Below are 14,531 nucleotides of genomic sequence, written 5' to 3'. Positions count from 1 at the left end.
TAAATCCATCCCATGATATCAGGTATGAAAAGGATGTTTAAACGGAAGAAAAGATAGTTTTACCTCATAGTTAAAGCGAGCCCGCTTATGTAAGATGTTTAAAAGGAAGCGCTTACAGACCTGGCGTAAAACCTCTGTACGTGGTCTTCTATCGTTGAAGTGACCCCGATGGAGGTTTTTCTCACGGTAGAAATGCTGCTATTCAAGGAGGCGTTTATGAATTGAATCGTTGCATTGGCGGATGTCGTAGTCCACCGAAATTTACAGGAGAGTGCCTTAGTAAACTATGAGGAGGTTAGGGTACGTGAAAAAATGGAAACGTAAATTTGCCGTTAATTTAACTTTATCTACAATGCTTTTTGGCGCTGTTTTCAGCAATCTGGCCGGTACAGCTTTGGCGGAAGAGGCAGTTCCGGTTTATAAGGACCCGGCCCGACCGATCGAAGAGCGGGTTAGTGATTTGATTGGCACCATGACACTTGATGAAAAAATCGGCCAGATGGTTCAAGCGGAACGTGCTTCGTTAGGCACGATCTCAGACGTAAAAACCTACTTCATCGGCTCCATACTGAGCGGAGGCGGCTCCGTACCCGCAGGGAACACGCCTGCTGCATGGAACACGATGTATGATAATTTTCAAAATCAAGCCTTGGGAACCCGCCTTGGCATTCCGGTTATTTACGGCGTGGATGCCGTTCATGGCCATAACAATCTGCTAAATGCTACGATGTTCCCGCATAATGTCGGCTTGGGTGCAGCGAACGACGCTGATCTGGTAAGGAGAATCGGGGCGGCTACAGCTGCTGAAGTTCGGGCAACCGGAGTGACCTGGACCTTTGCCCCCGTTATTTCCGCCGTACAGAATATTCGCTGGGGCAGAACGTACGAGGGCTTCAGCGAAGACCCGCAAATCGTCACTAAGCTTGGTGCTGCTGCGGTGGAGGGCTTGCAGGGCGATCCTGCAGATTCCGGATTTTTGCAAGGCAACAAAATTGCCGCCTCCATCAAGCATTATATCGGGGACGGTTTAACGGAGAACGGTAAAGATCAGGGCAACATCACGATACCGGTGCCGGAAGGTAAAACGTTGAATCAGGCAAAAGATGAATATCTGGCTCCCTATATCGAAATGTACAAAAAATCCATTCAGGCGGGCGCACGTACGGTAATGATCACGTACAGCAGCATCAACGGTTTGAAAACGCACGCGGATACTTATTTGATCACAGATGTGTTGAAAGGGCGGCTTGGATTTACCGGCCTGGTTGTTTCCGACTATAACGCCATTCAACAGATTCAAGTGGACGATCAAGGCAACCCCGTAGTCGGTTACAGGAATCAAGTGAAAGCAAGCGTCAATGCGGGAGTCGATATGTTTATGCTCTCCGCCAAAGGCAATACGACAGCCGGGGGCGGACAGGGCAGCGGTTGGATAGGTTTTATCCATAATTTAAAAATTCTTGTCGGCAACGGCGAAGTTTCTATGGACCGAATCAATGATGCCGTATCGAGAATTTTAAGAGTCAAGATCGAGCAAGGGCTGCTGGAGCATCCTTTATCGGACAGTGTGTTGAATCCCGAAAGTGTCATCTACAGCGCGGAGCATGCGGCGCTCGCAAGGGAAGCTGCCAGGAAATCACTGGTGCTCTTGAAGAACGACAATCAAGCCTTGCCGCTTAAGAAAGACGGTTCACAGAAAATACTTGTCGTCGGCGATAAGTCGAACCATATCGGCTATCTGAACGGAGGTTGGACGATTTCATGGCAGGGCGGCGGAAACACAGTCACCAAGGGCGTTAATGTGCTGGATGGATTGAAGCAGGTCGGGGGTCCGAATGTCACCGTCGACTGGCATCAAAACGGGGCCGACGTGCTCGGTTACGATACTGTAATTGCCGTTATCGGCGAAGACCCTTATGCGGAAGGCCAAGGCGACAGAAATACCGCCGCAGCCTTATCGTACGGCACTTTGGGAGGAGCTAGCAGCGATGAAAGTATCGTGGCGAATCTGAAATCAGCCAAAGCCGCCAACCCTAATTTGAAAGTAGTGATCGTTCTCGTATCCGGAAGGCCGTTACTCCTCACAGACAAAATCAACAGCCATGATTGGGATGCCGTTGTGGAAGCATGGCTGCCTGGATCGGAAGGCGGTACGGGCATCGCCGATGTCCTTTACGGGGATTATAACTTCTCAGGAAAGCTGCCTTACACCTGGCCCAAAGCTTTTGATCAGCTGCAGCCGGGGGTAACTCCTGCCGATCCGACACCGTTGTTTCCGAGAGGGTATGGTTTGGCTTATCCATCCGCCGTATTAACCGGTGCGGCGGCTGTCGATGCCGGCCAATCGTTCGATCTGACCTTCGGCCTAACAGGCGTGAACCAAAGCGTCTATGCGCAGGATCTCACGTTCACCTATAATCCGGATCAGCTGGAGTTCATCTCTGCGCACTCCGTGAAGGATGGATTCTTGCTCGTCGATAAATCGGCAGCACAGGGCCAAATCCGTATCCTTGGGGCAAATGTGGGGGCGGACTCCGCCAATCTCAACGTCGATTTGCTGAAGCTGAACTTTAAAGTCAAGGAGATGTCCCAGACCACTTCCTCGACGGTAACCTTGGCTAACGTCGTTGTCGCTGACGGGGAAGGGGTAGAAACATCGATAATCGGTGCGTCCCACACGGTACGAATTGCGGCTGCAGATAAAGGGGCTTTGAATGCCTTGATCGCCGACGCCCAAGCCAAGCATGATGCGGCTGTGGAAGGAACAAGAGCCGGGGAGTATCGGGCTGGTTCGAAAGCAGCGCTGCAAGCCGCCATCGATAAAGCCCGAGAAGTAGCCGATAATCCGAATTCCACACAGCAGCAGGTAGAGCAAGCAACGGCTGAGCTGGGTACGGCTTTACAAGTGTTCTATTCATCCGTGATTATGAAACAGCCGGAAGACTTGAACGGAGACGATAAATTCAGTATCGGCGATTTGGGCATCATGGCCTCCTATTACGGCAAATCTTCTGCTGATGCGGATTGGGATCAAGTCAAACACGCAGATATCAACAATGATGGTAAGATCGACATTATCGACCTTGCGGCTGTAGCCAAAATGATTTTCGGATAATGTAATCGAAAGAAGATAAGATCCAGAGCTTCTCCCGTCAGCTGGTCGGTAAACCCCTGTTTGTTCTTTGGAAGAATCAGGGGTTTACCCACAACAGGATATTTTAATGGAATAAAAGATAGATTTACCGCATAGTTAAAGCGAATTTGTTTAAGTATCATGTGATTTAAAGAAGTGTTCCAGTTCGAAATGGGGAAGGGAGGCCGGATAGGTTTTTGATGGTTCACAATTGAAAACGCTTACTAATAGTGATGATGATTCGAAAAGTGTTGATGAAAGGAAGAATCTACATGAAACGAAAACTTTTATCCATTCATTTGGCCTTATTGCTGTGCATGCTCCTGATCCCGCTAACCTCATTGGCGGCAGACCCTGCTTCCTTCACGTTAACCATTACGAATGATAAACCCGAGATCGGCCAAGAGGTTCAAGTCACCGTTAAAGGGCAAAATCTTCAGGACTTATACGCTTACGAAGTCAATTTTGCTTATAACGAAGATCAACTGCGTCTTAAAGGGGCTAAAAGCGCCATCGAGGGATTTTCCGTACCCCCCATGTTGAAAAAAAACGTTATCCAATTTGCAGCCACCAAAATCGGCAGCATATCCGGGGAGAGCGGAGATGTCACCTTGTGTACGCTCACGTTTGAAGTTATCGGTGAAGGGAAAGCTGCAGTGGAGCTTACCGATGTGAAGCTCGTTACCAGCCAATTGGTTTCCAATGTTCAAAAAGCGGGCGTACAGACGGCAGCCGAGATCCAAATGAACAAATCGGCAACAGCGTTTAGCGATATTTCCGGCCACTGGGCCAGAGAAGCGATAGAAAAAGCGGCAAAACTCGGATTTGTGAACGGATACGAAGACGGCACCTTCCAACCGCAGGGACTCGTTAACCGATCGGAGTTCGCCGTGATGCTGGCACGAGCCCTTCAATTACCGGAAAACGGCAGTGCGCAGCTATCCTTTGCGGATCTGGACAGCATTCCGCAATGGGCAAGACCAAGCATATCGAAAGCTGTTGCAGCGGGCATTGTGACAGGGTATGAAGACGACACGTTCCGCCCGGAAAACATGATTACCCGTGCTGAAATTACAGCTATGATTGTCAGAGCTTCGGATATTGCAGTGGATACCGCAAAGAAACCGGCATTTGCCGACGTGGATCAAATTCCCGAGTGGGCCGTTCCTTTCGTTGCGGAAGCGAAAGAAGCGGGCTTGATCCAAGGCAGGGAGGGTAACCTTTTTGCACCTAATGATCATGCAACCCGGGCGGAAGCTGTTACTTTGATCTTGTCTATGCTTGCTTTGTAAAAGCTGATTTTTCTTACATACCTACTTATATTCAGAAAGGGAATACAGGCGATGAGAAAAGGTAAAAGGATATTCATGGTATGGGTGCTCCTCTTGCTTTTGTCGATGAACTGGATGGATGTGCTGCAAAATGCGCATGCCGAGGAATCCTTCCAAGCGAACTTAACCGGCAAGGACAAGATACAAGCCGGTGAATCGTTAGACCTGACCTTTGGAATGATCGGTGTGACCGAAAATGTCTATGCCCAGGATCTGAGCTTAACGTTTGATCCGGAACAGTTCGACTTCATCCGTGCGGATTCATTGAAAGAAGGATTCTCCGTAGTCGGTCAATCTGAATCGCAGGGCCGGGTCCGGATTATTATGGCAAGCGAAGGGGCGGGTCATGCGGTCCATGAGGATGGCGAATTGCTGATTTTGCGCTTGAGGGCTAAGGCACTCGTCTCGACCGTTACCGGGGAGGTTACGACGACAGACATTGCCATCTCCAACGGCGAAGGTGTGGAAATGAGGGTGGGCTCTGCTTCGCACAGCGTTCAAATTTCCGTGGTGGATAAAGCGGGGCTGCTGGCTTTAATCGCCAGCGCACAAACGAAACATGACATAGCAGTTGAAGGAACGGGCGTCGGGCAGTACCCTGCAGGCTCTAAAGCGCCTCTTCAAGCGGCTATTGACCGTGCTCAAGCAGTGGCCGACAATCAGGCTGCTACGGATGAGCAGGTGCAGCAGGCGTCGAATGAGCTGAATGCAGCGCTGCAGACCTTCATCGCTTCGGTCCATACACCTTTTCCGGGAGATTTAAACGGCGACAGCAAGTATACGATAGGAGATTTGGCCATTGTGTCGGCCGCTTACGGCCGGACGTCCGCCGATCCGGATTGGACGCGATATGTGAAGATGGATCTTAATTATGACGGTAAGGTCGACATCGATGACCTTTCCATGATAGCCAGAGAGATACTCAAGGGAGTGCCTAATCCTCCGCGTGCGCCTGAATGGTCGGCAGATAAGCAGTTGAGCGTATCCGATGTCACGCTGACCGGACTGATGCTGACATGGTCGGGAGCTTCCGATCCGGCTGGTGTGACCGGCTATAAAATTTATCAGGATGGCGACGAATTGGCTGCTGTTACCGGCAGTGTATACCAGGTTACCGGTCTCACGCCCAACAAGCAGTATACCTTTAAGGTGGAAGCGGGTAATGCATCCGGTCTCTGGAGTACCGATGGTCCGAGCGCTTCCGTGACGACGCAGCCCATTGCTCTTCCCTCGGTCGTATTAAGCGGTCCCGCAGTCGTTGCGTCCGGTCAATCCTTCGACCTGACCTATGGGCTGAGCCGTGTATCCCAAAGTGTCTATGCTCAGGATCTGACCTTCATGTTTAATCCGGAGCAGTTGGATTTTATCGATGCGGAATCGTTAAAAGAAGGGATCTCGGTCGTTATTCAATCGGATACGCCGGGCCGGGTCCGGATCAGTACGGTGAGTCAAGGAGCGGATCATGCCATTCATGAGGACGGGGAGCTGCTGGTCGTTCACTTGAGGTCAAAACCACTTTCCGAGCCCGCCTCCGCTACGGTTACGATGACAGACATCGTAGTCTCCAACGGTGAAGGCGTGGAAATGAAGCTAAACGACACATCGTATCACGTACAAATCACCCTAGTGAATAAAGCAGGGCTGCTGGCTTTAATCGCCAATGCCCAAACACAGCATGATGCTGCGATAGAAGGTACCAAGTCCGGGCAGTATCCGGCAGGGGCTAAAGCTGCTCTGCAGGCGGTGATTGACCGTGCAGCAGCGGTGGCTGACAATCCCGCTGCAGACGATCAGCAGGTGCAGGAAGCGGCGGGTGATCTGGAGGCGGCGCTGCAAACCTTTATCGCCTCGGTCATTAAGTCTGAACCGGGGGATTTAAATGGCGACAGCAAGTACTCGGTAGGAGATTTGGCTATTGTGGCTGCGGCTTACGGCAGAACACCGGCCGATCCGGATTGGTCGAAGGTGGCGAAAGCGGATGTCAACCTTGACGGTAAGGTAGATGTCAAGGATCTTGCATGGATCGCAAGATTAATTCTCGATTAGTGGCGGTCGGTTAAAACTGATTATTTTTTCGGAAGAAAAGATAGATTTAGCGCGTAGTTAAAGCCAAATGATTGAAGTAAGATGGTTTGTAGTAAGCGCTTTCATTGATTTAACAATAACAAAATTACAGGGAGGTTTGTTGAAATGGGTAACCGAAGAGCCGGGAAATTCCTGGCTGCAGCTATGAGCGTCGCTCTGCTGACGGGGGGGTTATACAACCCTTTGAATCAGCAGGCGTTTGCGGCTAATGAAGTAAGCGATTTTCTCTCATCCTTTGAAGCCGGTGATCCGCCAGTGACATGGCAAAACACCGTGGATACGGACCATGAGGGCAATCGTTTGACAGCCGGAATAGACGGTAACACCCCGTTTGCAGGCATTCCGGGGAGTGTCACGAACAAGGTCGTGGAAGTAACGGCAAGAGGAGAATATGCTTCATCCGGCGAAGTGGCAGCCAATCTGATTGATTCGAGCTCGAATTCAAAATGGCTGGATACGAGCTCGACCAGTTGGGTGAAATTCAAGCTTTCCGAACCGATCGCCATCGTGAGATATGCGCTGACCTCGGCGAACGATTCTCCGGGAAGGGATCCTAAAAACTGGCAATTTGAAGGTTCGAATGATGGCAGCACCTGGACTACTGTGGATACAAGAACAAATGAAACGTTCAGCAATCGTTTCCAGACTAAAGTATATGATTTCTCGAACGACACCCCGTACTTGTATTATCGGATTAACATCACGGCTAACAGCGGGGATTCTTACATCCAGCTGGCAGAGTTTCAGCTCTCCGACGGGATCGTACTGCCTCCACCGCCCCCGGCTGATATGAAATCGTTTATTTCGAATGGTCCTTCGGGTCTCTATGCCGCGAAATCTAATGCCGGTTGGAGCGGTTTGAAGGCGCTCACTTATTCCGGAATCCATTTGGCGGATGGAAGGGCGTATTCGTACAATAAACTTTATGATGTTGACATTACCGTGACACCGAATACCGAGCTTTCCTACTACATAGCTCCGGAGTTTACCGACAACGCTCAAATGGATTATTCCAGCACGTACGCTGCGGTTGATCTTGCTTTTTCCGACGGGACTTATCTTCATAGTCTAGGCGCGGTAGACCAGCACGGTGTTAAAGTGAATCCTCAGGATCAAGGGAATTCGAAAACACTCTATAACAATCAATGGAATTTCAAAACATCCCGAATCGGTGCCGTTGCGGCCGGAAAAACGATCAAGCGCATCCTGATTGCGTATGATAACCCGGCGGCTGTTCAAGGCACAGGATTCAAAGGGACGATTGACGATGTCAAAATCGAAGGGAATCCCGTTCCCCAAACCTACAACAGGCTTTCTGAATATGTCAACATCCTCAGAGGCACACAATCGAACGGCACATTCTCCAGGGGCAATAATATTCCGGCCGTTGCCGTACCGCACGGATTCAACTTCTGGATACCCAAAACAAATGCAGGTTCGGATTGGACTTATTACTACAATCAAAGCAATAACGCGAACAATCTCCCCACCATTCAGGCCTTTGCCTTAAGCCATGAGCCAAGTCCCTGGATGGGAGACCGCCAAACGTTTCATGTCATGCCGTCAGACACGGCGGGGACGCCAAGTATCAGCCGTACAACCCGGGCATTGCCTTTCCAGCATGCCAACGAGATTGCGAAGCCTTACTATTACGGCGTAACCTTTGAGAACGGCATCAAAACGGAGTTCACTCCTACGGATCATGCCGCCATTTTCAGATTTACGTTCACCGGCGATTCCTCCAACCTTATTTTTGATAACCAGAGCAACAACGGCAGTATTGCGCTTGATCCAGTCAACCAAACCATTTCGGGCTACACGGATCAACGAAGCGGCCTTTCCACCGGCGCGACGCGCATGTTCATCTACGCGGCATTCGATAAGCCGGTAACGGCCGGCACAAAGCTGACCGGAAGCGGAGGCGGCGGGTCGAATGTGCAGGCGTATTACAAATTCGATACAACGGCGGATAAAGTGGTTACAATGAAAATCGCCACATCCTTGATCAGTTTAGATCAGGCGAAGAAGAACCTGGAGTTGGAAATCGGTCCAAGCGATACGTTTGAAACGATCAAAGAGAAGGCTCAGACGCAGTGGGATCAGCTCCTGGGAATTATTCAAGTTGAAGGGGCGACTGAAGATCAGTTAGTCACCCTTTACTCGAATATGTACCGTTTATACTTGTATCCAAACTCGACATTTGAAAATGTCGGCACTAACGAAGCACCGGTTTATAAGCATGCCGACCAAACACCGATTACAACCTGCACGACGAGTACGGCAACCCAGACCTGTGCTAACATCGCAGACGGCAAAACTTATGCCAACAACGGCTTTTGGGATACGTACCGGACGACATGGCCGGCCTATGCTTTACTGACGCCGACCAAAGCCGGCGAAATGATTGACGGATTCGTCCAACATTACCGGGATGGCGGCTGGATTTCCAGATGGTCTTCACCGGGTTATGCCAACCTGATGGTAGGAACAAGCGCGAATGTCGCTTTTGCTGACGCTTACCTGAAAGGGATCACGAATTTTGACGTGCAAAGCTTTTACAAATCGGCGTTGAAAGACGCTGCCGTGACTCCGCCTAATGCCAATGTCGGCAGAAAAGGGATGGCCACATCTATTTTCGACGGCTATACAAACACCGGCACAGGTGAAGGCTTGTCATGGGCTATGGATGGATACATCAACGATTACGGCATTGCGAACTTGTCCCAAGCGCTAGCCGTGAAGAACGATCCGAGCGATCCATATAACGCTCATTACGGGGAAGATTACCAATATTACATCAACAGAGCGCAAAATTATGTCAACATGTTTAATCCCAATGTGCAATTTTTCAACGGTAGAACCTCAAGCGGTGCTTGGCGCTCGACACCCGAGAACTTCAATCCGATTGATTGGGGTAACGATTATACGGAGACAAACGCCTGGAATATGGCATTCCATGTCCCTCAAGATGGGCAGGGGCTGGCCAATCTTTACGGCGGAAGAGAACAGCTGGCCGACAAGCTGGATCAATTCTTCAGCATACCGGAACCTGCTTCTACGGCCAATGCGGGCTCTTACGGAGGCGTGATTCACGAAATGAGAGAAGCCAAGGATGTGCGTATGGGACAATACGGACACAGTAATCAACCGTCCCATCATATCATTTACATGTATAATTACGCCGGCCAGCCTTGGAAAACGCAAGAAAAGGTTCGGGAAGCATTAAGCAGACTTTACATCGGCAGTGAAATCGGCCAAGGATATGCAGGCGATGAAGATAACGGCGAAATGTCCGCCTGGTATATCTTCGGCGCGTTGGGCTTCTATCCGCTCAAAATGGGAAGCCCGGAATATGCCATCGGGTCGCCGTTATTCAAGAAAGCGACGATCAACCTCGAGAACGGGAAGAAAGTCATCGTCAATGCTCCGAATAACAGCATGGAGAACAAGTACATCCAATCCTTCAGATTGAACGGCGAGGAGCATACGAAAACCTCCCTGCTGCATGCTGACATCGCAAACGGAGCAACGTTGGATTTCGATATGGGCCCGGCACCATCCGCATGGGGCAGCGGTGAAAGCGATGTGCCTTCATCCATTACCGAAGGCCCGGCAGCTCCGGCTCCACTCAAAGATTCGACCGATAAGCTGATAACCCAAGGCGCAGCTAAAGCGACCGACAGCCAAAACAGCTCTGCAATAGGAAGCTTGTTCGACAATAACTCGAATACACGTGTAACCTTCAACAGCCAGACGCCATGGATCCAATTTCAGTTCCTCGGCGTGCAGAAGCAGGTGACGATGTATACGCTGACTTCGGGCAATACGGAAGGCGACGCGAAAAGCTGGGTTCTGAAAGGTTCCAATGACGGTCAACACTGGACGGTATTGGATCAAAGAAGCAACGAAGCGTTTGCGTGGCGCTTATATACCCGACCTTTCAGCGTTCAAAATCCTGGGAAATACGGATTCTACAAATTGGAGATTACCGAAAACAGCGGCACTGCCACGACTTCGTTGGCTGAAATCGAGCTCCTGGCAAATCCGCCGGCTTCCTTAAACGATGAAGCAGCGGTAGCAGAGACCATCCAAGGACTGGATTTGGGCGATACCCATGCGATTACCGGAAAACTAGCCTTACCGGGCGGCAATTTTGACTACGGAACGACGATCACCTGGGTAAGCTCGAATCCGTCAGTCATCAATCACGAGGGAAAAATCGTAAAACGTCCGGGTATCGGACAGCCAAATGCGCAGCTTACGCTGACCGCAACGGTGAAGAGAGGCAGCGCAAGCGGGACGAAGTCATTTACTGTCACGGTGCTTGCTTTAACCGCGGCTGACCTTGAATATGGCGAAGGTGTCGATTTTAAGACGGGCCTGGAGGCGGGCGACGTGATCCCGACTTGGGAAAACGACACCATCGAGTCGAAAAACATCGGGGGATTCTGCTGCGGTCTCACCGGATTCGAGACGAAGGCCGGAGTAACCGGCCACAACAGCACCAATTCCATTTTGTATTCGGTCCAGGCAACGGGTGCGGAGGAGAACTACGCGTACAATAAAATGTTTGAGGCTCATTTCGATATTAAACCTTCTACGGTGTTGTCTTATTGGATCTATCCGGAAGGAAGCGGCGCGACCGTACTGCCGGAAAACACAAGAACGACAAGTCAATATGTATCCGTTGACCTTCAGTTCACGGACGGCACCTATTTGCGTAATTTGGGCGCCACCGATCAAAACGGTGTAGGTCTTCATCCAAATGCGCAGGGGAGCGGCGGAAAGCTGACAGCGGATCAGTGGAACCTTGTTACGTCCAATATCGGAGCGGTAGCGGCAGGGAAAACGGTTGATAAGATTCTCATCTCTTATAACGGGACCGGAAAAACCGGATACGCACGCGGCTTCTTCGATGATATCACCATCGAGCATGCGAAGAGTCAGCCTGGCGCGCTCTTAGCGGGTACAGACGCCGTTTCGCCCGGCGAGACTTTCGATCTGACCTATGGATTGAGCAGTGTGAGCCAAAGCGTATACGCCCAGGACGTGACCGTCACCTATGATCCGGAGAAGTTCGAGTGGATCTCCGGGGAATCCTTGATCGATAATGAATTCTTGATCGTGGATAAACAAGAAACGCCGGGTCAAATCCGGTTTATCGCGGTCCATGTCGGAACCAAGGCGTCGAATCCGAACGGCGCTCTGCTGACGCTTCGCTTCAAAGCCAAGACATCCGTACTTCCGGCAAACGGTACGATGAGGATAACCGGTCTGACCGTTGCTAACGGCGAAGGAATGGAAACCGAATTGACCGGCGCTTCACATACGGTACAAATCAAGCATGTCGACAAAGCGGCGCTCAGCTCCTTGATCGTCGAGGCCCAGGCGGCGCATGATGCAGCCGTGGAAGGCACCAAATTCGGAGAGTATCCGGCAGGCTCGAAAGCGATACTGCAAACGGCGATTAACGCAGCCCAGGCTGTAGCCGCTGACGCGCAGGCCACACAGGAAGCGGTTGAACTGGCCCTGTCTCAGCTGCGAACAGCGCTGCAAACGTTCAAGAATTCGGTCATCAGCACGGTGGATAAAGCGGCGCTGAACGCTTCGATCAGCGAGGCCCAAGCGGCTCACGATGCAGCTGTGGAAGGCACAAGAACGGGCGAATATCCGGCAGGCACGAAAGCGATTCTGCAGGCTGCCATTCATGCCGCCAGCGAGATCGCGGGCGATGCAGCAGCCACCCAATCGCAAGTGGATCAAGCCGCGGCACAGCTGATTACGGCACTGCAAGTGTTCCGGGCATCCGTGAATACGCAGCTTCCGGAGGATCTGAACGGAGACGACAAATTCAGTGTCGGTGACCTGGGTATTATGGCGGCATTATACGGTAAAGCATCGGATGATCCCAATTGGAATTTGTATAAAAAAGCGGATCTGAACAACGATGGAAAAATCGATATTGAAGACCTTGCAGCATTAGCAAGAAAGATTTTGCAATAATTGCTCAGTTGGGGAGGGTGGCGTTTACGCCTTCCTCCCCAAGCTTTAGTCGCAAGGAGAAAAAATGTGGAGGTCATCGGGATGAGCACAACGGCCATGAAGAAATCGATAAGTCAGCTGCTTTGTTTGATGTTGATGTGGGGAATGCTTTCTATTCCGCCGGCGTTCGTTCAGACTGCCGATGCTGCGGTGCCAAGCTTCTATTCGGGTTTTGAGAATAAAGATACTTGGAAACCGACTTGGGAGAATGAGGCGGAAGCCGGCAGCAATGTGATTCAACCGGAATCCAAAGTAAGCAGCGAGAAAAGCCAATCGGGAAAAGGGGCATTATTATTTTCCGGTAAAGCTGCGAGTACCGGCAGCTCTTACACCTACAATAAAGTGTTTGATGTGAACATTCCTGTAAAACCGAATACCACAATATCCTATTGGATATACCCGCAAAGCAAATCGGCCCTAGACGGCATGAGCATAAACCATGGGAAAAACAGCACGTTTGTCGCCGTTGATCTCGCCTTTGAAGACGGAACCTACTTGCACGGATCCCATGCAGTGGACCAGCATGGGATCCTCATGCATCCCGAACAGCAGGGCAAGGGCGGGCATTTAGGACTCGACACCTGGAACTTCATTTCATCTGATATCGGCGGCGTCGCGAATGGAAGAACGATTAAGCGGATTCTCGTTTCCTATGAACAAACGGGGAAAATCGGTACGTTCCGCAGCTTTATCGATGAAATTCAAATCAGGAACTCGGAATTCGACCCGACTCCCTATGCAGACCCGTTACTCGGATCGCAAAATAACAAGCTGGACATTGTCGGCTTCGGCGGCAACAGGGGCAATACGTTCCCGGGTGCGGTAGTGCCGTTCGGCATGATTCAGTGGAGTCCGGATACCGGCTACAACGACCTAGGCACCGGTAAAGCGCCTCTGGGCTCGGGATATGATTACGACCGCAAATCCATTGCCGGGTTCAGCTTGACACACATTGACGGACCCGGCTGCGACATCGCTCAGAACATCCCGTTTCTTCCGATTGTAGGTAACTTACGCAAGTCTCCTGCAACCAATTTTGAGGACTATTCCTCTCCTTTTCAACGTGAGAATGAAACAGCGGTTCCTGGTTATTACAGTGTTGTGTTGGATAAATACAACATAAAGACTGAATTTTCTGCAACGGAACGTACCAGCATCGGTAAATTTACCTACCCTTCCTCCACGCAATCCATGATGCTGATCAATACCGGTATTAATGGTACGGGCGTTAGAGATGCAACCGTGAATATTGAAACCAATGACAGGGTCGTAACCGGTTCTGTGAATGCCGGCGGCTTTTGCGGCAGCAAGGGAAGCGGAACCTTGGCGGAAAATACGAACAACTATACCGTTTACTTCGCCGCAGAGTTCAGTCAGCCCTTCACTGAAGTCGGCACCTATAAGGGCGCTCAAATTATGAAGGATCAGGTTTCTGAAAGATCGGATATTCCTAACAACCGTAAAGTAGGCGCTTTCGTCAAGTTTGATACGACCGACAATAAAGAAGTGTACGTGAAGGTTGGGATCTCTTATACCGATATCGAGCATGCCAAGCTGAATTTGAAAACCGAGAACCCGGGATGGAACTTTGAGGCTGTCAAGCAATCGGCTCAGGCAAAATGGAAAAAGGCGCTGAGTACGATTGAAGTATCGGGGGGAACGGAGAAGCATAAACGGATGTTCTACTCTTTCTTGTATCATTCGTTGATCCACCCCAATGTGTACAGCGATGTGAACGGCGATTACAGAGGCTTCGATCAAAAGATCTATAACACGGAAGGCAAATATACGCATTATTCGACCTTCTCCGGATGGGACGTCTACCGGACGCAGATGCAGCTGATCGCCGTTCTTTTCCCGGATATCGGAGCGGATATCGCACAGTCCTTTGTCGATGACGCCAAGAGCAGAAACGGATTTTTACCAAAATGGAGTATAGC

The 14,531-nt window shown here is 50.5% G+C and carries 5 protein-coding genes; all 5 read left to right on the top strand.

What is annotated here, in order from left to right; genetic code table 11:
* The first annotated feature begins 304 nt into the window (after positions 1-304).
* On the top strand, positions 305-3,115 hold the full coding sequence (locus tag JMF85_RS22370; protein WP_201318936.1) for a glycoside hydrolase family 3 N-terminal domain-containing protein: 2,811 nt from the start codon (positions 305-307) through the stop codon (positions 3,113-3,115).
* Positions 3,116-3,405: 290 nt separating this feature from the next.
* Positions 3,406-4,425 (top strand): S-layer homology domain-containing protein, encoded by a 1,020-nt coding sequence (locus tag JMF85_RS22365; protein WP_141335541.1) that lies wholly within the window; start codon positions 3,406-3,408, stop codon positions 4,423-4,425.
* 51 nt (positions 4,426-4,476) lie between these two features.
* On the top strand, positions 4,477-6,510 hold the full coding sequence (locus JMF85_RS22360) for a cohesin domain-containing protein (RefSeq protein ID WP_201318935.1): 2,034 nt from the start codon (positions 4,477-4,479) through the stop codon (positions 6,508-6,510).
* 144 nt (positions 6,511-6,654) lie between these two features.
* Positions 6,655-12,552: a GH92 family glycosyl hydrolase gene (locus JMF85_RS22355; RefSeq protein WP_201318934.1), complete on the top strand. Its 5,898-nt coding sequence runs from the start codon at positions 6,655-6,657 to the stop codon at positions 12,550-12,552.
* Between the two features lie 81 nt (positions 12,553-12,633).
* A partial coding sequence (locus tag JMF85_RS22350) for a GH92 family glycosyl hydrolase (RefSeq protein ID WP_201318933.1) occupies positions 12,634-14,531 on the top strand: 1,898 nt, incomplete at its 3' end.

This window comes from Paenibacillus sp. EPM92, from assembly GCF_016586185.1.
GTDB lineage: Bacteria > Bacillota > Bacilli > Paenibacillales > NBRC-103111 > Paenibacillus_G > Paenibacillus_G validus.
The sequence above is the reverse complement of the archived record's forward strand: the minus strand, read 5'-3'. Positions and strand labels throughout refer to the sequence as shown.

Coding starts and splice junctions, on each gene's coding strand:
- JMF85_RS22365 (WP_141335541.1), top strand. CDS start 3,406: ATGAAACGAAAACTTTTATCCATTCATTTGGCCTTATTGCTGTGCATG.
- JMF85_RS22355 (WP_201318934.1), top strand. CDS start 6,655: ATGGGTAACCGAAGAGCCGGGAAATTCCTGGCTGCAGCTATGAGCGTC.
- JMF85_RS22360 (WP_201318935.1), top strand. CDS start 4,477: ATGAGAAAAGGTAAAAGGATATTCATGGTATGGGTGCTCCTCTTGCTT.